This window comes from Streptomyces mesophilus, from assembly GCF_040300965.1.
Taxonomy (GTDB): Bacteria; Actinomycetota; Actinomycetes; order Streptomycetales; family Streptomycetaceae; genus Streptomyces; species Streptomyces mesophilus_A.
The window spans coordinates 1-20,061 of record NZ_JBEPEW010000023.1 but is presented as its reverse complement, the minus strand read 5'-3'; the positions used below and the strand labels follow the sequence as shown (position 1 = coordinate 20,061).

General features: G+C 70.1%; 18 protein-coding genes. 11 read left to right on the top strand and 7 right to left on the bottom strand.

Annotated elements, in window-relative coordinates; genetic code table 11:
• The first annotated feature begins 111 nt into the window (after window positions 1–111).
• Window positions 112–1,224, top strand: coding sequence for a DUF5925 domain-containing protein (locus ABT367_RS11605; RefSeq protein WP_352252033.1), 1,113 nt, complete (start codon window positions 112–114; stop codon window positions 1,222–1,224).
• 12 nt (window positions 1,225–1,236) lie between these two features.
• Here ABT367_RS11605 and ABT367_RS11600 read toward each other — a convergent pair whose 3' ends face one another.
• On the bottom strand, window positions 1,237–1,608 hold the full coding sequence (locus tag ABT367_RS11600; RefSeq protein WP_352252031.1) for a GntR family transcriptional regulator: 372 nt from the start codon (window positions 1,606–1,608) through the stop codon (window positions 1,237–1,239).
• Between the two features lie 151 nt (window positions 1,609–1,759).
• On the opposite strand from ABT367_RS11600, the gene ABT367_RS11595 reads away from it, so the two are divergent.
• Both ABT367_RS11595 and ABT367_RS11590 read left to right on the top strand, forming a co-directional pair.
• Window positions 1,760–2,680 (top strand): GNAT family N-acetyltransferase, encoded by a 921-nt coding sequence (locus ABT367_RS11595; protein ID WP_352252029.1) that lies wholly within the window; start codon window positions 1,760–1,762, stop codon window positions 2,678–2,680.
• Window positions 2,661–3,167: a DUF402 domain-containing protein gene (locus tag ABT367_RS11590; RefSeq protein WP_352252027.1), complete on the top strand. Its 507-nt coding sequence runs from the start codon at window positions 2,661–2,663 to the stop codon at window positions 3,165–3,167. The genes ABT367_RS11595 and ABT367_RS11590 overlap by 20 nt, the downstream gene beginning before the upstream one ends.
• Before the next feature lie 52 nt (window positions 3,168–3,219).
• Here the strand turns inward: ABT367_RS11590 and ABT367_RS11585 are convergent, their stop codons facing one another.
• Complete coding sequence (locus ABT367_RS11585) at window positions 3,220–4,758, bottom strand: trifunctional class I SAM-dependent methyltransferase/NUDIX hydrolase/VOC family protein (protein WP_352252025.1); 1,539 nt, start codon at window positions 4,756–4,758, stop codon at window positions 3,220–3,222.
• 264 nt (window positions 4,759–5,022) lie between these two features.
• Between ABT367_RS11585 and ABT367_RS11580 the strand changes: the two genes are divergently transcribed.
• Window positions 5,023–5,166 carry a hypothetical protein gene (locus ABT367_RS11580; RefSeq protein ID WP_352252023.1) on the top strand — a complete coding sequence of 48 codons (144 nt, stop codon included), beginning with the start codon at window positions 5,023–5,025 and terminating at the stop codon, window positions 5,164–5,166.
• Window positions 5,167–5,246: 80 nt separating this feature from the next.
• On the opposite strand, the gene ABT367_RS11575 is transcribed toward ABT367_RS11580, so the two are convergent.
• The 3 genes from ABT367_RS11575 to ABT367_RS11565 are packed head-to-tail and all read right to left on the bottom strand — an operon-like array spanning window position 5,247 to window position 8,282.
• Window positions 5,247–6,767 (bottom strand): tripartite tricarboxylate transporter permease, encoded by a 1,521-nt coding sequence (locus tag ABT367_RS11575; protein WP_352252021.1) that lies wholly within the window; start codon window positions 6,765–6,767, stop codon window positions 5,247–5,249.
• Window position 6,768: 1 nt separating this feature from the next.
• Window positions 6,769–7,302 (bottom strand): tripartite tricarboxylate transporter TctB family protein, encoded by a 534-nt coding sequence (locus ABT367_RS11570; RefSeq protein ID WP_352252019.1) that lies wholly within the window; start codon window positions 7,300–7,302, stop codon window positions 6,769–6,771.
• Window positions 7,299–8,282 (bottom strand): Bug family tripartite tricarboxylate transporter substrate binding protein, encoded by a 984-nt coding sequence (locus tag ABT367_RS11565; protein WP_352252017.1) that lies wholly within the window; start codon window positions 8,280–8,282, stop codon window positions 7,299–7,301. The genes ABT367_RS11570 and ABT367_RS11565 overlap by 4 nt, the downstream gene beginning before the upstream one ends.
• Window positions 8,283–8,467: 185 nt before the next feature.
• On the opposite strand from ABT367_RS11565, the gene ABT367_RS11560 reads away from it, so the two are divergent.
• Window positions 8,468–9,172: a response regulator gene (locus ABT367_RS11560; RefSeq protein WP_352252015.1), complete on the top strand. Its 705-nt coding sequence runs from the start codon at window positions 8,468–8,470 to the stop codon at window positions 9,170–9,172.
• Between the two features lie 268 nt (window positions 9,173–9,440).
• Window positions 9,441–11,348 carry an ATP-binding cassette domain-containing protein gene (locus tag ABT367_RS11555; protein WP_434975447.1) on the top strand — a complete coding sequence of 636 codons (1,908 nt, stop codon included), beginning with the start codon at window positions 9,441–9,443 and terminating at the stop codon, window positions 11,346–11,348.
• 688 nt (window positions 11,349–12,036) lie between these two features.
• Here ABT367_RS11555 and ABT367_RS11550 read toward each other — a convergent pair.
• Window positions 12,037–12,498: a hypothetical protein gene (locus ABT367_RS11550; RefSeq protein ID WP_352252012.1), complete on the bottom strand. Its 462-nt coding sequence runs from the start codon at window positions 12,496–12,498 to the stop codon at window positions 12,037–12,039.
• 72 nt (window positions 12,499–12,570) lie between these two features.
• A complete protein-coding gene (locus ABT367_RS11545) occupies window positions 12,571–13,065 on the bottom strand; it encodes a DUF6650 family protein (protein WP_352252010.1) in 495 nt (164 codons plus the stop codon).
• A gap of 612 nt (window positions 13,066–13,677) precedes the next feature.
• Between ABT367_RS11545 and ABT367_RS11540 the strand changes: the two genes are divergently transcribed.
• From ABT367_RS11540 to ABT367_RS11520, 5 genes are all read left to right on the top strand, one after another.
• Window positions 13,678–14,676 (top strand): lytic polysaccharide monooxygenase, encoded by a 999-nt coding sequence (locus ABT367_RS11540; protein WP_352252008.1) that lies wholly within the window; start codon window positions 13,678–13,680, stop codon window positions 14,674–14,676.
• Window positions 14,677–14,860: 184 nt separating this feature from the next.
• Window positions 14,861–15,292, top strand: coding sequence for an SRPBCC family protein (locus ABT367_RS11535; protein ID WP_352252006.1), 432 nt, complete (start codon window positions 14,861–14,863; stop codon window positions 15,290–15,292).
• Window positions 15,293–15,472: 180 nt separating this feature from the next.
• The gene (locus ABT367_RS11530; protein WP_187815806.1) at window positions 15,473–15,655 is read left to right on the top strand and encodes a hypothetical protein; all 183 of its coding nucleotides are present in this window, start codon (window positions 15,473–15,475) and stop codon (window positions 15,653–15,655) included.
• Window positions 15,656–15,928: 273 nt separating this feature from the next.
• Window positions 15,929–19,384, top strand: a complete 3,456-nt coding sequence (locus tag ABT367_RS11525) for a DNA polymerase III subunit alpha (protein ID WP_352252004.1) — start codon at window positions 15,929–15,931, stop codon at window positions 19,382–19,384.
• Window positions 19,381–20,061 (top strand): DNA polymerase Y family protein (locus ABT367_RS11520; protein WP_434975446.1); only part of this gene is annotated, 681 nt, incomplete at its 3' end. The genes ABT367_RS11525 and ABT367_RS11520, both read left to right, overlap by 4 nt.

Sequence of the window (20,061 nt, the reverse complement as noted above, 5' to 3'; positions counted from 1 at the left end):
GACAGGCTCCGTTGCCACGGGTGTGTAACACACCCGTTCAGAGCACCGGGTGCGCGGGACGGCACCCGAAATGCCGTGCGCTGGGGCCCTTCGTGACGGATCATGTACCGCATGCCCGAAAAGGACCCGCGGCAGGCCCTGCCGATCAGGCTGAACATGGACGACAACGACTCACCGTCGGATGTCGTGGACGCGCTGTTCCTCGCCCGGTTCGCCGTGGGCGAGCAGCCGTACTCGCACGGTGTGTCCATCGAGCGCGTCAAGGCAGGCCTGGATCTGGTGCCGTCCGGCGCGAAGGTGCTGCGCGCGGTCCGTGACGACGACCGCTCGGCGACCCTCGCGGAGGGCGAGGGCTGGACGCTGCTCATCTCGCGTTGGAGCCGCGGCGCCGACGTGACGGTGATCGCCACCTCGGCCGAACTCGCCGAACGTGTGGTCAAACAGGTCACCGAGGACGCGGCCGACGAGCCCGAACCGCAGCCGGACAACGTCACGATGGGCTTCTGGTACGTATCGCCGCGCCGCGGCCCGTACCGCACGACGCGGCAGATCTCCGCCGGTACATGGGACGAGGTGCGGCCCAACTACACGGCCTCGGTGTCCGATGCGATGGACCGGCTGATGAAGACCACGCCCGAGGACATCGCGGGCCGGCTGCTTCTGCTGCACGGTCCGCCCGGTACGGGCAAGACCTCGGCGCTGCGCACGCTCGCCCGCTCGTGGCGGGACTGGTGCCAGGTGGACTGTGTGCTGGACCCCGAGCGTCTCTTCAACGATGTCGGCTACCTGATGGACATCGCGATCGGCGAGGAGGACGGCGCGGGCAAGGGCCGCTGGCGGCTGCTGCTGCTCGAGGACTGCGACGAGCTGATCCGCGGGGAGGCCAAGCACACCGCGGGCCAGGCCCTGTCCCGGCTGCTCAACCTCACGGACGGACTGCTCGGCCAGGGCCGCAATGTCCTCGTCGGCGTCACCACCAACGAGGACCTGGAGCGGCTGCACCCGGCGGTCGTCCGGCCCGGCCGCTGTCTCGCCCGGATCGAGGTGGGCGCGCTCACCCGGCGCGAGTCCCTGGACTGGCTGGGTGCGGACTTCCCGGACGCCGCATCGGCCGTCGGCCGCGAGGGCGCGACGCTCGCCGAGCTGTACGCGCTGCGGCGCGGGGTGTCACCGACCTCGGTGCCCGAGCCGCGGGGCGGGGCGGATGCGGGGCTGTACTTGTAAGGGTTCCGGCCCTCAGGAGTACGCCGCCCGCACCGCGTCCTGGACCGCCGCGAGCGCCGCCGCACGGTCGAGGCCGAGCCGTCGGGCCTGGGCCGCGTAGGCGGCGGCCGCCTCGGCGGCCTTCTGCTCGGCCGCTCCGCCGGCGGCCGCGACGAAGGTGCCGTTGCGTCCCCGGGTCTCGATCACGCCGTCGGCTTCGAGGGCCTTGTACGCCTTGGCGACCGTGTTCGCGGCGAGGGAGAGCGTCTCGGCGAGACCGCGTACGGTCGGCAGCTTGTAGCCCACCGGCAGCGCTCCCGAGCGTGCCTGCTCGGAGATCTGGGCGCGCACTTGCTCATACGGCGCCTCGGCTGCGCCCTGGTCGATACGGAGCTTCAAAGTCACGGGCCCGATTGTGGCAGCAGGACGCGCCGCCGCACGGGACAGCGCCCGTTACGGGCGGTACGCGTTCCGCATACCTAGGGCGAAGTCCCGTATACCTACCGCGCCGAAATTGGGAGGCACGCCTGACGCGCGCCACGTAACGTCCGTGACCATGACCGTCATCGTCCGTGCTTTCCGCCCCGAGGACGCCTCGGCATCCGCCGAAGTGCTCCGTGCCGCCCTGCCGTTCATGGTGATCACGCCCGAGGCGACCCTGTGGGACACCTCGCATGCCGCGCCCGCGAGTCACTATCAGCTCTTCGTCGCCGAACGGGGCGGTGAGATCGTGGCGCGCGCCGAAGCGGGGATCGCGCACGAGGCCAGCACTCCCGGGCAGGCCTTCGCGAATGTCTACGTACATCCGGAGCACCGCGGCCACGGGGTGGGCGCCCTCGTGCTGCGTACGGCGGAGGAGCATGTCGCGGGCGCCGGGGGCGACACGGTCTATTCCTGGGTGCTCGACGAGGTGACGAACCGTTCCTTCGCCGAGCGCCGCGGTTATCGCGCCAGCCGCTCGGCGCACTTTCTGCGCCTGGACCTGGCGAACGGCACGCTGCCGCCGCCGCCCGAGATCCCGGCGGATGTCGAGCTCGTACCGGTGTCGGCCTGGGCGGACGACCCGCGGCCGATGTTCGAGCTCGACGCGGAGTGCACGGCGGACGAGCCCGGCGATCTCGACGCCGAGCTCGACGACTTCGAGGAGTGGCTCGACTCGACCTGGCGCCATCCGCTGCTCGACCACGAGTTGAGCACGGTCGCCGTGGTCGACGGGACACCGGCCGCGTTCACGGCGGCCCGTACGGACGGGCGCACCCGCTACGGATCCGGGATGACGGGCACCGCAAGGGCGTTCCGCGGCCGTGGCCTGGCGAAGCTCGCGAAGGCCGACTCGCTGCGGCGGGCCCGTGCGGCCGGCTACACCGAGGCGTTCACCGGCAACGACTCGGACAACGGCCCGATGCTGGCGATCAACAAATGGTTCGGTTACGAAATCTGCGCGACGGAGGTGCGCTATGTCCGCGACCTCGGATGATCCCTTCAAGGACGACATGCTCAAGGTCCATCTCACCAAGGCGGGCCGTACGAAGATCCGCTACCCCGCCCTCCTGCTCGCGGACGACGGCACGCAGGTGACGGTCCGTGCGCCGTGGGCGAGCGACGGGGTGCGGGACTTCGGCTTCGTACGCTTCGAGCCGGGCGATGTCTTCACCGAGCACTACTGGCGCAACCGCTGGTACTCGGTCAAGGAGGTGCGTACGGCGCAGGGCTGGCTGAAGGGCTGGTACTGCGACGTGACCCGCCCGGCGGTCCTGGACTCCGGCGAACTCGTCGTCGAGGACCTCGACTTGGACCTGTGGGTCTCGGCGGACGGCTCGACGGTGCTGCGCCTGGACGAGGACGAGTTCGAGGAGAGCGGCCTCACGGACCGCGATCCGGTGGCGGCGGCGGAGGCAGTGCGCGCCCTGGACGAGCTCGAAGTGGTCGCGCAGGTCTCCGGGTTGGCGACGCTGCTCGACTGAGGCCGTGGCGTCGGCGGGTGCGCGACACCGCCCGGTCGCCGACGCCGTCGCGTCAGCGGACTGTGTCGGGGCCGCCCGCGCCGTCCCGTGCCACCAGCTCGACCTCGTACCCGAGGCCGTCCTCCAGGTACGCGGCGCAGTGCTGCCTGCCGCCCGCGTACGGATGATCCTCGGCGTACAGCAGGGACCACCCGTGGGAGGCGGCGCGCGCCACCAGGGCGTCGAGGGCTGCCCGGTCCCGTACATGGAACGCCAGGTGGTTGAGGCCGGGCGCGGTGCGGTGATGACGGCTGCCGGACAGGTCCGCGGACTGCTCGACGACCACGTAGGTCTCCCCGAGACGCCAGCTGCGGCCCAACTCCCATGCCTGGTACGGGGAGTAGCCCAGCTCGCCGAGCAGCCAGCCCCAGGACGCGGAGGCCGCGGCCAGGTCCGGCACCCACAGCTCGATGTGGTGGACCTGTCCTGCGGTCGTGGCGGGCAGCGGCACCGACCGGTCGCGATCGCTCTCGTACGCGATCGCGTCGCCGTCCTCGTGCCAGTGCAGGACGAACCGCTCCCCCGCGCGGTGGGCCTCGACTCCCGCGCGGGCGTACGCGACCATGCCGTCCGGCAGGTCGGACAACGGGTACCAGGCGAGGGCGTCGCACTTGTCCGGTTCACGGTTGACCGGGGTGCCGCCGGCCGACGTCTCGAAGAACCAGCCGACGCGCGGCGCGCCGCCGGGGCCCCGGTGCTGCATCACCAACGCCATCTGGACGTCGGACGGCTCCAGCCGGAGGCCCACCTCCTCGTACGCCTCGCGCAGGACCGCGGCCCGGACGTCCTCACCGTCCTCGACGTGACCGGACGGCAGATTCCACAGGCCGTCCGCATAGCCGGTGCCGGCCCGCCGGGCGAGCAGCACCTCATCGCCCCGCCGCACCAGGAGATGGACGTCGACGACCTCCCGGTGACGCCGCGACTCCCGCCGCGCCACCACCGCATACCGCAGGTCGTCGACGGGCCGCCCCCACAGGCGCGTATCCGGCGACAGGTCCTCCGTGTGCACGCGGGTGACGAGCGGGGCGAGGGCCCCGGTGATCTCCTCGACGGGCAGCCCGCCCGCGCCGCGGGCCCCCACGCCCCCGGTCCCCGCGCCCCACACCCCCTCGACCAGGACCAGACGCCCACCGGGCCGCAGCAAGGAGCACCAGTGCGCCAGAACCGCCGACGGGTCCGGGAACGTCCACAGCACATGACGGGCAAGCACGACATCGAACGTCCTGGCACCGACCGGTGGCCGGGCCGCGTCGCCGAGCAGCACCTCGGCCCCCGCGCCGAGCTTCGTGCGGGCCAGCTCCACCATCCGGGGCGACAGGTCCACGCCCACCACCCGGTGGCCCTGCTCCCGCGCGAGCAGCGCCAGACTTCCCGTACCGCAGCCGAGGTCGAGCACGTCGGACGCCGTGGGCGGCAGCCAGGACGCGAGCCGCTCGGCCCAGGCGGCGCGGACCTCCGGGTCGTGCAGGCCGTGGTCGGGCTCCCGGTCGAAGGCCGCGGCCTCCGCGTCCCAGTCGACCGTGGCGGCCGGCGTCTGTTCGTCACTCATACGGAGATCGTCGCAGCCGCCACCGACAATTCCCCCTGGCCGGAAGGCCTCGCTCCAACGCCCTTGCCGCGCAAGGAATTCACGCGTCGTCCCACATGCTGAAACATGAGGGTCGAACCCTGGTCCAGGAGGGAAGAAACCCGTCAGGAGCGTGACAAGCACCACTGACAAACCGGGCGGCGATGAGAAAGGCTCCTCGCCCGGGTCTAACCGAGTGAATGAACGGTACTCAGCACCCGGGCGACTCGACGCTAGGAGGCCATCATGCGCCGCCAGACGATCCGCAAGCCGATCCCCAAGCCCGCGATCCGCCGTGAGCGTGAGCGCTCCGATGAAGCCCAGCGCAGGGTGGGCCCGCGTCCGGAAGTGCGCGAGGACATCCACAAGACCTGGTGGCCCGAGGCCTGAGCCCGGTGAGCGCCTCCAGACAGACGCCGACGGGGTGCCGAGCCTGAGCGGCCCGGCACCCCGTCACGTATCAGCACCGGTCAGACGGCGGCATCCTCGCGCTCCGGCGCGGCCCTGCGCCCCTTGCGGAGCACCAGCTTCTTCAGGAGCGGCCAGGCGAGCAGCAGCAGGATGATCACGTAGACCGTGACGGAGAACGGTGTGTCGACCAGGCCTGTCACGCTGCCGTCGCTGATCTGCAGCGCGCGCCGCAGCTGCTGCTCGGCGGCCGGGCCGAGGATCACACCGATGACCGCGGGCAGCACCGGCAGCCCGTAGCGGCGCATCCCGAACCCGAGCAGGCCGATGACCAGCAGGATCACCAGGTCGATCGCCTCACCGGCCACCGCGTACGCACCGACTCCCGCGAAGAAGAGGATCCCCGCGTAGAGGTACGGGCGCGGGATGCGAAGCAGCTTGGCCCACAGGGGTGCGAGCGGCAGGTTGAGGCAGAGCAGCAGCACCATGCCGACGAACAGCGAGGCGATCAGCCCCCACACCAGTTCCGGTTCGCGGTCGAAAAGGAGCGGGCCCGGCTGGATCCCGTACTGCTGGAAAGCGGCGAGCATCACGGCCGCGACAGCGGTGGTGGGCAGACCGAGGGTCAGCATCGAGACCAGCGTGCCCGCCGCCGAAGCGGACGCGGCCGACTCGGGGCCCGCGACGCCTTCGATGGCGCCCTTGCCGAACTCGTCCTTGTGCTTGGACAGCCGCTTCTCGGTGACGTACGACAGGAATGTCGGGATCTCCGCACCGCCCGCCGGGATCGCGCCGAACGGGAAGCCGATCACCGGTCCGCGCAGCCAGGACTTCCAGGACCGCTTGACGTCCGCCTTGCCGAGCCAGGGCCGGCCGACCGGAATCGCCTCGGCACCGCCGCGGCGCAGATGGGCGGCCACCCACAGGGCCTCGCCGATCGCGAACAGACCGACCGCGACGATCACCACGTCCACACCGTCGGCGAGTTGGAGCGAGCCGCCGGTCAGACGCTGCTGGCCGGTCATCTGGTCGAGGCCGACCAGGCCGATGGTGAGACCGATGAGCAGCGAGGCGAGTCCGCGGATACGGGAGGAGCCGAGCACACTCGTCACCGCGATGAACGCGAGCACCATGATGGCGAAGTAGTCGGGCGCGCCGATGTCCACCGCGAGGTCCGCGATCTTCGGTGCGAGGGCCACGAGCAGGATCGTGCCGACCATGCCGCCCGCGAAGTGCCCGATCGCCGCGGCCGCGAGCGCCTGCGCGCCCCGGCCGGACTTGGCCATCGGGTTGCCCTCGATGGCGGCGACCACCGCCGCACTCTCACCTGGGGTGTTGAGCAGGATCGAGGTGGTCGAACCGCCGAACATCGCCCCGTAGTAGATGCCCGCGAACATGATGAACGCGCCCGTCGGGTCGAGCCCGTACGTCACGGGGAGCAGCAGCGCCACCGCCATCGCGGGGCCGATGCCGGGCAGCACTCCGATCGCCGTGCCGAGCAGCACACCGATCGCGGCCCAGAGCAGATTGATGGGCGTCAGTGCCGTACCGAAGCCGTCCATCAGGGAGTTGAGAGCGTTCATGTCACAGCGCTCCGATCAGCGGGCCGCCGGGCAGCGGGACCCCGAGCAGGTTGTTGAAGACGGCGTACGTGACGACGGAGAGCACCGCCGCGATCAGCGGGTCGCGGTCGAGCCGTCGTGAGCCGAGCGCATAGGCGGCGCCCCAGAAGAGCAGTGCGCCCGCGATGGGGAAGCCGAGCGGGCCGATGAGCACCGCGAAGCCGAGGAAGACACCGCTGAGCAGCAGCACCGTGCGCATGTCGGCCGGTTCGGACAGGTCGATGTCCTCGCCGCCCTCGGCCTCGCCGCGGCCGCCGCGCAGCACGTCGATCGCGAGCAGCACGGCGATCACGAGCAGTCCGATGCCGACCACGATCGGCACGGTCTTCGGCCCGATCGGGCCGCGCTGCTCGATGTCCACCTCCATCGTCAGCGCGTCGGTGAGCACCAGGATGCCGAGCGCCAACAGCAGGACGCTGACGCCGAGTTCGGAATACTCCCGCAGCCAGGACTTGCTCTCGGGTGCCTTCTCAGGGGGTTCGATGGTGGCCGTCACAGACCCAGCTCCTTCAGTACGGACACCACGCGCTTGTCCTCGCTCTCCAGGAAGTCGCCGAACTTCTCCCCCGTCACGAAGGCGTCGGTCCAGCCGTTGACCTCGAGCGACTTCTTCCACTCGGGCGAGTCATGGAGCTCCTCGAAGAACTCGATGAGTTTGGTCCGCTCGTCCTCGTCGAGGCCGGGCGGGGCGACGATGCCGCGCCAGTTGGTGAAGTTCACGTCGTATCCGGACTCCATGAGCGTCGGGCCGTCCAGGCCCGGGACCCGCTCGGGTCCGGTCACGGCGAGCAGTCGCAGCTCGCCGGACTTGATCTGGTCCAGGTACTCGCCGACGCCCGAGACGCCGAAGGCGACCTTGTTGCCGAGGATCGAGGCGAGCAGTTCGCCGCCGCCGTCGAACGGGATGTAGTTGACGTCCTTGGGCGCGATCCCGGCGGCGCGCGCCATCAGCATCGGTGCGAGATGGTCGGGCCCGCCGGGCGACGAACCGCCGCCGACCGGGAGCTTGCCCGGGTTCTTCTTCCAGGCGCCGACGAGATCGTCGATGGTCTTGTACGGGGAGTCCTTGGCGACCACCACGACGTCCTGCTCCTCCGTGAGCCGGGCGATCGGGGTGGTGTCGGCGAGGGTCTTCGGGGAGTCGTTGGAGCGCGCGGCGCCGACCACGCCGAGGCCCATGGACATCGCGAGCCGTCCGTTGCCCTTGTCCTCTGCGATCCGGGCCAGGCCCACGGTGCCGCCGGCGCCGGGCATGTTGAACACCTCGATGCCGTGCGTGAGTCCGGCGTCCTCCGCGTCCTTGGCGGCGGTGCGTGCGGTGACGTCGTAGCCGCCGCCCGGGGTGTTGGGGACCATGAAGCGCAGCCTGGGGATCTTGGTGCCGTCGTCGGCACCGCTGCCCGCCGAGAGCAGCGGCGGGGCCCCGAGGACGAGGAGCGCGGCCCCGAGCAGGGCGAGGGGAGTGCGCAGACGCACGTGTGCCACCACCTGTCGGTTTGTGTAAGGGGGTTTTGTATGCGGGTGTTTCGTAAGCGGGTTTTGTAAGCAGGCGTTAAGGCCTTGTGAGGTGGCCCACATGTTGCCTGCGCGTTAACAAGCTGTCTCTCTTCCGCAAGCAACGAACGTTGTGGTCCTTGTGGTCGCGTGCTTAACCTGCGCCGATGAGTGCGCAGACTCCCCCTACGACAGTCCTTGTGGTGGACGACGACTTCATGGTGGCCAAGCTGCACGGCCGCTATGTCGCCGCGATGGAGGGCTTCACCGTGGTGGGGGTCGCCCACAACGGCGCGGAGGCCCTGCGCGCGGCCGAGCGGCTGCGCCCCGATCTGGTGCTGCTCGATGTGTATTTGCCGGATATGGACGGCATTTCGGTCCTACGGGAGCTGCGCGCCGCGGAAGAGCAGGACCCCTCCCGTCCGCCGGTCGACGCCCTGTTCATCACGGCCGCGCGGGACGCCGAGGTGATCCGCTCCGCACTGCGCGCCGGCGCGCTGCACTACCTGATCAAGCCCTTCAACCAGGCCGCGCTTCAGGAGCAGTTGCGGCATGTGGCGGCCCTGCGCACCCGCCTCGACACCTTGGACGAGGCCCGCCAGGAGGACGTCGACCAGATCTTCGGCACCCGCCCGCCGGGCTCGCGCGAACTCCCCAAGGGCCTCGCGGCCCACACCGCGGAACTGGTCGAACGCGTCCTGCGCACCCACCCGTCGGGCCTCTCGGCCACGGAGTGCGCCCGGGCCGGCTCCCTGTCCCGGGTCAGCGCACGGCGCTACCTGGAGTACTTCGCGGATACGGGACGGGCGGAGGTGACCCTCAAGTACGGGGGGACGGGGCGGCCGGAGCGGCGGTATCGGTGGGTGGGGTGAGCTCGCTGCGCCCGGGCCCGCTCCCGGTGGGCTCACCCGCCCCTGCCTGACCCGGCCCAAAACCCCATCCGCCCCAGGCGTTTCAAGCCTCGGCGATTCGGCCACATCCCCGCGCCCGCGGACGCCCGCACCCCGGCGCACAGGCATCCCGCTCCTTGTCCGCCAAGGCCCCGAGGGCGTCCGGAATCGAGCGCGTTCGATTCTCCGCAAGCGTCGTTAGTCCCAGCACCGCCGAGCCACCCAGGTGCGGCACGACCTCCTTGGAGGGATGCAGGTGACGGTGACGAACGCCTCTACCGCGAGCGGTGAGGACTCGGGCGGGGCTCCTCCCCCACCACCCCCGGCCGCCATCACCTTCGAGGGCAAGGCGGGCAAGAACCCCCTGGCGGACGCCGGTTTCGGTGCCATGTGCCGACGGCTTCCCGCGGTCCTCGGACACACCGCGCGCCGGGCCTGGGCAGTCGACCGTACCGGCGTGGTGCTGCTCGTCGTCTGCCAGCTCCTGACCGGTGTCTCAGCCGCCGTGGTGCTCGCCTTCACGGCTCGCGCGATGGGCCACGTACTGGGAGCGGGCAGCGTGTCCGAACGTCTGCACGCCGCACTGCCCGCCCTCATCGCGGTGACCGCGGCCGCGGCGGCCGGCCGGATCAGCGGCGCCCTGGCCTCGTACGCCGACGGCCGGGTCACTCCGCTCCTGACGACCGAGGCCGATATCGCACTCGTCGAGGCGGTCTGCCGGGTGGAGTCCTCGGCGTACGCGCAGGACGGGTTCGCCGACCGGCAGGAGGCTGCCGAAGTCGGCGTCACCCGCACCCGGTTGATGGTGCAGGACACCCAGCGCTTCCTGTCCGCCCTGATCCGGATGCTCGCCGCGAGCGGGGTGATCACCGCGCTGCATCCGCTGATGCTGCCGCTGCTCCTGCTGGCCGTGGTGCCGGCAGGCGTGGGGGCCGTGCTGTCGGCGCGCGTCGACTACGAGACCCACTATCTGAACGTCGGCGACCGCAACGTCCGCTCCATGATGCGCTGGTGGGCCACGTACTCCCGGCACGGCGACGAGGTCCGCGCCAACGGCATGACCGGCTACCTCGTCCACTGGTACCGCGCCCTGTCCCGGCGGATCGACGAGCGCACCCTCGCCGCGGCGCCCCGGCTGCTGCGGATCGTCCTGGCCTCCAGTGCGCTCGGCGGCGTCTTCCTGCTCGGCACCTGGTCCACGCTCGCCTGGCTCGCCGCCACGGGACGGGTCGCGCTGCCGGTGGCCGCCACCGCGGTGATCGCCGTACAGACCACCCTCGCCGCGCTCTCGCAGTTCGTCATCCACGGCGCCGCGCTGTTCCACACCTCGCTCTACCTCGCGGACATGCGCTCCTTCCTCGACATGGCCGCCGAACTGGCGCCCAAGCGCGGCGAGTCGACCATCCCCGAGCAGGTCGACGAGATCCGTCTCGACGAGGTCGTCTACCAGTACCCGGGCAAGTCCGAGCCCGCTGTCGCCGGCGTCTCGCTCACACTGCGCCGCGGCGAGATCCTGGCGATCGTGGGCGAGAACGGGTCGGGCAAGTCGACCCTGGCCAAGCTGATCACCGGCATCCTGCTCGCCGACAAGGGCCGCGTCCTGTGGGACGGTACGGATCTGGCAGGGGCCGACCCCGACTCCGTATGGCGGCGCACCGCGCTCGTACCGCAGAACTTCGCCTGCTGGCCGCTGCGGGTCCGCGAGAACATCACGCTCGGCCAGCCGCGGACCTTCGACGACGAGCCGGTGTGGCAGGCGATCGACGCGGTGGGCATGCGCGAGGCCGTCGAGAGGCTTCCGCATCAGCTCGACACCCTCCTTGCCAGGGAGCTGTGGGGCGGCGCCGAGCTGTCGGGCGGTCAGTGGCAGCGGCTGGTGTGCGGGCGGATGCTGTACCGGCGCTCGCCCCTGCTGGTCCTCGACGAGCCAACCTCGCAGATGGACGCGCGCGGAGAGCACGCGATCTTCCTGGAGATCAAGCGGATCGCCGCCGAGCGCATGACGATCGTCGTCACCCACCAGCTGGAGAACGTACGCCTCGCGGACCGGATCCTGGTCATGGACAAGGGCCACGTCATCGAACAGGGCACCTACGAGGACCTGGCCCACGCGGGCGGCCTCTTCGCGGAGCTGGTGGCGCTGTCCCAGGACCGATGACCTCCGTTACGGGACGAGGCCGGCGCTTGCGGGGCCTGTTGCCGTAGCGCTTGCGGGGCCTGTTGCCGTAGCGACGAAAGGGACATCCGAGCGGTGTTGCGCGAGACGTCATGCGTGGCCATGAGATCAGCCTCGGACGACGACTCTGCGGCGATCTTGCCGCTCTTGATGCCCACTCGCAGAGACTCCGAGATCTGCAAGTACGTACCTCGCGGGCTGGCCTGCGGCACGGGATTCCCCTTCGCCAGTCCTCGGACTCGGCTCAATTGCGGCATGCGACACGCCGGATCTCGTCAGGCAAGCGTGACACAGGGCCTCTCGATCGAGCGTCGGCCGATCCACACCTTGTCTCGTAGAACCACCTTCAGCCTGAGCCGCACCGACAGCAGAGGGTGCCGAGTCGCAGTCGACGTCACAGGGTCCCTCAACTTCCTGATCTTTGAGGGCTGATGATGTAGCGGTAGTGGCCATGACGAACACTTCCCCAGCATTCACACTCCCTGACAGGCCTCACTGCGGCATCGGGCGGACGTCGCTAATGATCCGGTGGGGCGCCGAGGAGTAAAGGTTGCGGTAGACACCTCGCGCCTCGCCCATCTGGACGCCACGCAGAGACGAGCCCACCTGGCCACCTTGTCGACAGACATTGAAATCGATTACAGAACCCACGAATATGAGGCAGCCTGAGTCAGTCCTCAGGATTGAGATCGGCTCTCATCAGCTCGCGCAGCTTGGTCAGCGATTGGTCGTAAGCGACCTGAGCTGCTCGGAATTCTGCGGTGTTGCTTGCGGTGCCACTCGCCACGACGTCTCGGAAGTCACGCAAGCGGCGGAAACAGTTGTCAGACGCGGAGACCATGCCAACGGGTGCAGAGATCGTCATGTGGTAGCGGAGTGGGTAAGCATCGCCTCTCCGCCACGCCTCACTTGCCCGAGCCTTCATCTCGTTCCGATCAGGGACGCTCCCTAGCGCGTACAGCTCATCGGCCACGCGTGAAAGGGCAGCCAGGAAATCGGCATACAACTGCTGGCGCAAATCATGCCGGCGCTGGGACTCTTCCCGGGATGCACGCACTCGCTCGGCCAACAAGGTGGACCCTACGCCGATGAGAGCTCCTAAGCCTGTTGCGACAAGAGTGATCCACTCCATCGACCAAAACCTCTCTGCGCTGAGAAAGTTGATCCTTGGCACGCACGCCTACAAGTAGGAGGCAGCACAGCCTCAGACGCGCTCACGTCCCGGTGGTAGGCCAAGTCCCGTGAGTTTGTAGCGCTCCGCGACGAGATCCGTTTCGCAGCGGACCCGCTCACGCAGATCGCGCAGCGCCTGATTGAACGGGCCCTCCAGGCCAGCGGAATCTGCAGCCGTGAAGCGGCAACCATCGTGCCCACCAGCCTCAATGAAGTCGGTGAATGCCTGGCGGATGCCACGTACCCATGTACGCAGATCGCTGTTCGGTTTCTGGATCTGGTCGAGGTACTCCGACAGCTTCGTGCGGCACTCGGCCGCGGAATCCAAGCACGCGGCGGCCTCACTCCTGGGGCGGCCCCACCCGATCGTCAGGACTCGTTTGTCAGCAAGGAAGTCCATGACATGCTGCGCAACCTGCCGATCGGACTTGGTGAACTCCCAGTTCACGCTAACGCCGAGCACGCTGAAGGCAGTTGGTCGCAGGCTCATGCTTCCCCCGGTTGATGCGATGTCTCGCAAACTCATATCAGACGCTCGTTCAGGTGCGGCGCCTGGTCCCAGCTCATCCTGTACACGGGCGTCCCTCATGAGGCCGAGTCGGGATCCGGAAGATCACAGCCACCGTGGTGCGGCGTACCCCTTGGGGCTACCGCTACCTCAGGGGCGCCATGTAGCGGATAGTCATGCGCATCCGTTATGCCAGCAGCCCGCCTGGCTCCGTAGGCCCCGCGCCTGCGTCGACGGAGCGCCACGATCAGCTGCCTGTCTCAGACGCTCCCGGGCCTGCGTTGCCGCCACCTCGCACCGCCTGGGGAGCCAAACCGGGAGCCAATCTCAGCAACATCACCTGGAGTCCAGTGGACCCTGATGGAGGGCGCACCCGCTGAACAGGCTCGCCAAACCAGACATCACGGGCGCGCACTTAACCGCTTCTGAGTGCTTCCTTAAAGGGGCCATAAGGATCACCCTCAGGCGGCCTCAGCAGGCGAAATCGTGGATCTCAAGGGCTAACTTCGTGTCCGCCGGGGCGGGTTCGACCCGCCGGTGCAGCAGTTGTTCGGGGGGCCGCACCGACGGTACGTACCCGCCCCGTATCCCCCACGCACCCCCCAAGAAGTCGCTCAAGGAGATCCACACATGACCGCTCGCCGCAAAGTCGCCTACGCCGCAGCCGCCGGTGTCGCCCCGCTCGCGCTGACCGCGCTGGCGATATCCCCGGCCGCCGCGCACGGTTCGATGACGGACCCGGTGAGCCGCGTCGCCGCCTGCTACGCCGAGGGCCCGGAGTCGCCCGACTCGGCCGCGTGCAAGGCCGCCGTCGCCGCGTCCGGTGTCCAGGCCTTCTACGACTGGAACGGCGTCAACATCGCCAACGCCGCCGGCAAGTCGAAGGAGATCATCCCCGACGGCAAGCTGTGCAGCGCCGGCAACGACAAGTACAAGGGCCTCGACCTGGCCCGCGGCGACTGGCCGTCCTCGAAGCTCTCCTCGGGCAGCCACACCTTCCGCTACAAGGGCACGGCCCCGCACAAGGGCTCGTTCGAGCTGTACATCACCAAGGACGGCTACGACCCGTCGAAGCCGCTGAAGTGGTCGGACCTGGAGGCCAAGCCCTTCGCCGAGGTCACCGACCCGAAGATGGAGAACGGCGACTACGTCTTCTCCGGGAACATCCCGGAGAAGTCCGGCCGGCACCTGATCTACTCGATCTGGCAGCGCTCGGACTCCCCCGAGGCCTTCTACACCTGCTCCGACGTGGTCTTCGGCGCCGACAACGGCTCGGCGGGCAGCGGCAGTTCACCCTCGGACGAGAAGCCGGCGGCCGAGCCGTCCGCGCCGAGCGAGGAGCAGATCACCGACGGCCAGGAGCAGTCGACGGTCGAGCACCAGGGCCACGGCGACCAGGACGCGGAGACCGGCGCCAAGGAGACCGCCGCCGCGCCCGAGGCCAACGCCCCCGAGGCGGCCGGCTCCGCCGACCAGCCGGTGGCCGCCGACGAGAACCTCGCCGAGACCGGCGGCGACTCGACCACCCCGTACATCGCGATGGGCGGCGCGGGCGTGCTCGCCGTCGGTGCGGCCCTGCTCTTCGGCACGGTCCGCCGCCGCGTCTCCACGGGCCGCCACAGCCGCTGACCCACCGCGTCTCCAGGGTCCGCGCAGCCGCCGGCCCACCTCCACTCCGGCATCCAGAATCCGGGGGTCTTGGGACATGACCCCCGGAGCCGGCCCCGCCGCCACCGCTCCTCCCCCACCTCAGGGAGCGGTGGCGGCGGTGTTTCGCGTCCCGGACCCGGACCCCACGTCCTACGATCCCGCCGTGCCCGAATTCCGTATCGCCCACCGCACCCCGCTCCCCGTCGCCGAGGCCTGGCGGCGGGTGACGGACTGGGAGCGGCATGCCGCGCAGGTGCCGTTCACGTCCACGACGGTCCTCACCGACGGCCCCAACCGGGAGGGCACCCGCTTCGTCGCGCGCACGGGTCTCGGCCCGCTCGGCTTCGACGATCCGATGGAGATCACGCTCTGGCAGCCGCCGTCCCCCGAAGCCCGCTGCCGCCTGACGAAGACGGGGAAGGTCCTGACGGGCTGGGCCGAGATCGAGGTCCATCCGGCGGTCCGCGGCCCCGGCTCGTACGTCGTCTGGCGCGAGGACCTGCGCCTCACCAAGCTCCCGCGCTTCCTGGACGCGGCGACGGCGCGGTCCGGACGGGTGGTCTTCGGGTACGCGCTCAGGCGGCTCCTGAAGTAACGCGCCCAAGCGACGTCCGCAAGTAACGCGCTCAAGCGACGTCCGCAAGTAACGCGCTCAAGCGACGTCCGCAACCAACGCGCCCAAGCGGCTCCGCAAGTAACCGGCGCCAGTCGGGGAACTCGGACCTCGACCGCGAGCCGCGCCATCGGGGCGGGCTCGACGACATGAGGGGCTGCAATGCTCGGTATCGCTGCGGCAGTGCTGTTCTTCCTCGCGTTTCTCTTCAATGCGACGGACCTCGATGGAAACGACGTGTTCAGCTCGACAAACCTCATGCTGCTCGGCCTGATGCTGCTCGCCCTGCAGGTGGCGGGCATCGGCGCCGGCTGGTCGGGAGGACGCCGCCGAACCCGCAGGTGAACCAACTGCGACCAGACGCCCCGCATCCCTGCCTTTTCGGCGGAGGTGCGGGGCACTTTTACGGGCATCTGCACAGGCACCTTGACGGCACTTCCACGTCCCTGAGACCGCTCCTCAAGGGATCCTCGGGGCTGCCGGTCCCGGGACTCGCCACCCGCACCGCGCCACGATCAGGCGAATCGCAAAGATGTTCGATACAGTGGCCTGACCAGGCCACTGAGGCGGGCGTGGTCGACAGCAAGGGCAGGGGGCAGCAGTGGCGAGGTGGTACGGATGCGCGGCTTTACGCATCTGCACACCGTCTCCGGGTTCTCACTGCGCTACGGCGCATCGCACCCCGAGCGGCTCGCCGAGCGGGCGGCCGAGCGCGGGATGGATGCGATCGCGCTGACGGACCGGGACACCCTCGGCGGATCCGTGCGCTTCGCCAAGGCCGCGAGCCGCGCCGGGGTGCGGCCGCTGTTCGGAGTGGATCTCGCCGTCGCGGCACCCGAGGAAAGGGCACAGCGCACCGAACGCCGGCGCACCCCCGCACGAGGCGGCGCTTTTGTCGACGAGTCGGCCCAGCGCGTGGTGTTTCTCGCGCGGGACGGCGCCCGCGGCTGGGCCGAGCTGTGCCGCCTGGTCACCGCCGCGCACGCGGACGACCGGCGCCCGCTGCTGTCCTGGAACGCCGCCCTCGGCGAGCACCTCACCGTCCTGCTCGGCCCCGGCTCCGACGTCGGCCGCGCCCTGGCCGCGGGACGCCCCGACCGCGCGGCCCGGCTGCTCACGCCCTGGCGGGAGCGGTTCGGGGACGCGGCGCTGCGGATCGAGGTCGTCTCGCACGGGCTGAGCGGCACCGGCACGGGGTCGCTGCGGCACGCCGCCCGCTCCCTCGGCTTCGCCGTCGAGCAGCGCATCCTGCCGGTGCTCACCAACTCCGTGCGCTACGCCGACGAAGGCCAGGGCCTGGTCGCCGACGTCCTCGACTCCGCGCGCCGGCTCGTCCCCATCGACCGGCGCGGCACCCTCGACCCCGGCGAGCGCTGGCTCAAGCCGCCCGCTGACATGGCCCATATCGCCGAGCAGGTCGCCGAGGCCGCCGGATACCGGGCCAACACCGCCGAGCGCCTGCTCGAAGTGACCGCGGAGACCGCCGCCGCCTGCCTCGTCGATCCCGAGGACGATCTGGGCATCGGCCGCGTCCACTTCCCCGAGCCGGATCTCGTCGGCGCCTCCCGCCGCACCCCCGAGCGGGTGCTGCGCTCCAAGTGCGCGGCGGGCATGGTGCTGCGCCACTACGACCGCAAGCCTGCGTACTGGGAACGGCTCCAAGCGGAACTGGAGCTGATCGACCGGCTCGGCTTCGCCTCGTACTTCCTCACCGTCGCCCAAGTCGTCGAGGACACAAGGGACTTGGGCATACGGGTCGCCGCACGCGGCTCCGGCGCCGGCTCCCTGGTCAACCACCTGCTCGGCATCGCGACCGCCGATCCCGTCGAGCACGGCCTGCTCATGGAGCGCTTCCTGTCCGACAGGCGTGCCGAGCTGCCCGATATCGACATCGACGTGGAATCCGCCCGCCGCCTGGAGGTCTACCGCGCGATCCTGGAGCGCTTCGGCCCGGAGCGGGTCGCGACCGTATCCATGCCGGAGACGTACCGCGTCCGGCACGCCGTACGCGACACGGGCCTCGCCCTCGGCCTCGACCCGGCCGAGGTGGACCGGCTCGCGAAGTCCTTCCCGCACATCAGGGCGCGCGACGCCCGCGCCGCCCTGGCCGAGCTGCCGGAGCTGCGCGGCATCGACCCGGGGGCGTACGGGCCGCAGATGTGGGACCTCGTCGAGGCCCTCGACGCCCTCCCCCGCGGCATCGCCATGCACCCGTGCGGCGTCCTGCTCTCCGACGCGACACTGCTCGGGCGCACCCCGGTGATGCCGACCAGCACCGAGGGCTTCCCCATGTCCCAGTTCGACAAGGAGGACGTCGAGGACCTCGGGCTTCTCAAGCTCGATGTGCTCGGCGTGCGGATGCAGTCCGCGATCGCACACGCCGTCACGGAGATCGAGCGCGCCACGGGCCGCCACATCGACATGGAGGACCCCGAACAGGTCCCGCCCGCCGACCCCAGGACGTATCAACTCATCAAGTCCTCCCAGACCTTGGGCTGCTTCCAGACCGAGTCGCCCGGCCAGCGCGACCTCATCGCACGCCTTCAGCCCGAGACCTTCCACGACCTCGTGGTCGACATCTCGCTGTTCCGGCCGGGGCCCGTCGCGGCGAACATGGTCGACCCGTTCATCAAGGCCCGGCACGGCAAGAAGGCACCTGACTACCCGCACGAGGACCTCAAGGAAGCACTCGAGGACACGTACGGCGTGGTCGTCTTCCACGAGCAGATCATCAGGATCCTGAACGTGATGACCGGCTGCTCCCTCGCCTTCGGCGACTACACCCGGCGCGCCCTGTCCAACCCCGAGCTGATCGGGCGGGTGCGGGCGTGGTTCGCCCAGGAGGCGGGCAAGCGCGGCTACACGCATGAAGTGATCGAGCGGACCTGGGAGATCATCGAGGCCTTCGGCGCGTACGGCTTCTGCAAGGCGCACGCCGTCGCCTTCGCCGTCCCCTCGTACCAGTCGGCCTGGCTGAAGGCCCACCACCCGGCGGCCTTCTACGCGGGGCTGCTCACGCACGACCCGGGGATGTATCCGAAGCGGCTGCTGCTCGCGGACGCGCGCAGAAGAGGCGTGCCGATCCTGCCCCTTGACGTGAATGCCTCGGACTCCGCCTATCTAATCGAACTGGTGTCTGATCCGAGCGTTCCGAAGGACACTCATGGGGTACGGCTGGCGCTCAGCGACGTCCGCGGGATGAGCGAGGCCGAGGCGGCACGGATCGTCGCGGGCCGTCCGTACACCTCGCTCCAGGACTTCCTCTCGCGGGCCCGCCCCTCCCGCCCGGTGGCCGAACGGCTCGCGCAGGTCGGCGCGTTGGACGCGTTCGGCCGCAACCGGCGCGATCTGATGCTGCACATCGCCGAGCTGCAGAAGGGGCAGAAGGGCGCCGCCCAGGGCCAGTTGACGCTCGGCGAGAGCGACGACGCGCCGGCCGAGGTCGCGCCCGCCCATCTGCCCGACCTCGACGACGTCGAGCGGCTCGGTGCCGAGCTCGGCATCCTCGGCATGGACACCTCGCGCCATCTCCTGGGCGATCACCGGGAGTTGCTCGACGAACTGGGTGTGGCCACCGCCCAGCGTCTGAAGGACCTGCCGCACGGACAGGTGGTCCTGGTCGCCGGTGCGAAGGGCGCCGTGCAGACCCCGCCGATCCGCTCGGGCAAGCGTGTCATCTTCACCACGCTCGACGACACCTCGGGGCTTGTGGACTGCGCGTTCTTCGAGGACAGCCATGACGCCTGCGCGCACACCGTCTTCCACTCCTGGCTGCTTCTCGTACGAGGAGTGGTGCAGCGCCGCGGCGGCGGCAGCGGCAAGGCGCTCTCGGTGACCGGCTCGGCCGCCTGGGACCTGGCTGAACTGGCCGAACTCCGCCGTACGGGAGGGCTCTCGGCGGTCACCGAACGGCTCACCGCGGACCGGCCGAGCGCGGACCCCGCCGGGGACGGCCGCAGCATCCGTCTGGAGACCGGCTACGAGCTGCACCCGTGGGCGGATCTGCAGCCGCCCGGTGAATCGGTCAAGCAGAGCAGGAAGTTGTGGCACCAGAGCCCGGGGAGTGCGGGATGAGCGGCCACTTGAAGGAGGGATCAGGGGTGCAGATCATGTACATCCACTTCCACGACCTGGTGGACGAGCAGATCTACCACCATCTGCTGTCCCTGCTAGCCGAGTTCACCCCGCAGGTCCAGGCCCACCCCCCGGACGCCGCGCTCGCCGACGTCTCCGGCAGCCTGCGCTACTTCGGCACGGACGCCCCCGGCCTGGCCGAACGCATCCGGGTCCGTACGGGCGGCCTGTACGGCCTTCGCTCCACGGTCGGTATCGCCGCGAACCCGATGCTGGCCCGGATGATCGCGGCCGACGGTCCGCCCTCGGCCGTGCGCACCCTGCCCGACGACGTGGACGCGGTCGCCGATTTCCTCGCGGCCAAGCCCGCGGCCGCGCTGCACGGAGTGGGTCCCGCGACGACCCGGACCCTGTCCTCGTACGGACTCGACAGCATCGGCAAGATCGCCGCCGCACCCCTCGGCACCCTGCAGCGGATCCTCGGCGCCGCGGCGGGCCGCCGGCTGCACGACGCGGCCCGCGGACTCGATCCCACACCGGTCGTCCCCGCGGGCCCACCCCGCACACTGCGTGTCGAACACCGCTTCCCGCAGGACGAGTTGGACCGCGACCGCGCGGACGCGCTCGCGACCATCGCCCGCAAATCACAGATCCCGGTGATCGCGGACATCCACTTC

What these genes read in the sequence shown, in the direction of transcription:
- ABT367_RS11525 (WP_352252004.1), top strand. Translation starts at nt 15,929, where the DNA reads ATGCGCGGCTTTACGCATCTGCACACCGTCTCCGGGTTCTCACTGCGC.
- ABT367_RS11560 (WP_352252015.1), top strand. Translation starts at nt 8,468, where the DNA reads ATGAGTGCGCAGACTCCCCCTACGACAGTCCTTGTGGTGGACGACGAC.
- ABT367_RS11575 (WP_352252021.1), bottom strand. Translation starts at nt 6,767, where the DNA reads ATGAACGCTCTCAACTCCCTGATGGACGGCTTCGGTACGGCACTGACG.
- ABT367_RS11590 (WP_352252027.1), top strand. Translation starts at nt 2,661, where the DNA reads ATGTCCGCGACCTCGGATGATCCCTTCAAGGACGACATGCTCAAGGTC.
- ABT367_RS11595 (WP_352252029.1), top strand. Translation starts at nt 1,760, where the DNA reads ATGACCGTCATCGTCCGTGCTTTCCGCCCCGAGGACGCCTCGGCATCC.
- ABT367_RS11580 (WP_352252023.1), top strand. Translation starts at nt 5,023, where the DNA reads ATGCGCCGCCAGACGATCCGCAAGCCGATCCCCAAGCCCGCGATCCGC.
- ABT367_RS11585 (WP_352252025.1), bottom strand. Translation starts at nt 4,758, where the DNA reads ATGAGTGACGAACAGACGCCGGCCGCCACGGTCGACTGGGACGCGGAG.
- ABT367_RS11545 (WP_352252010.1), bottom strand. Translation starts at nt 13,065, where the DNA reads ATGAGTTTGCGAGACATCGCATCAACCGGGGGAAGCATGAGCCTGCGA.
- ABT367_RS11605 (WP_352252033.1), top strand. Translation starts at nt 112, where the DNA reads ATGCCCGAAAAGGACCCGCGGCAGGCCCTGCCGATCAGGCTGAACATG.
- ABT367_RS11555 (WP_434975447.1), top strand. Translation starts at nt 9,441, where the DNA reads ATGCAGGTGACGGTGACGAACGCCTCTACCGCGAGCGGTGAGGACTCG.
- ABT367_RS11550 (WP_352252012.1), bottom strand. Translation starts at nt 12,498, where the DNA reads ATGGAGTGGATCACTCTTGTCGCAACAGGCTTAGGAGCTCTCATCGGC.
- ABT367_RS11540 (WP_352252008.1), top strand. Translation starts at nt 13,678, where the DNA reads ATGACCGCTCGCCGCAAAGTCGCCTACGCCGCAGCCGCCGGTGTCGCC.
- ABT367_RS11530 (WP_187815806.1), top strand. Translation starts at nt 15,473, where the DNA reads ATGCTCGGTATCGCTGCGGCAGTGCTGTTCTTCCTCGCGTTTCTCTTC.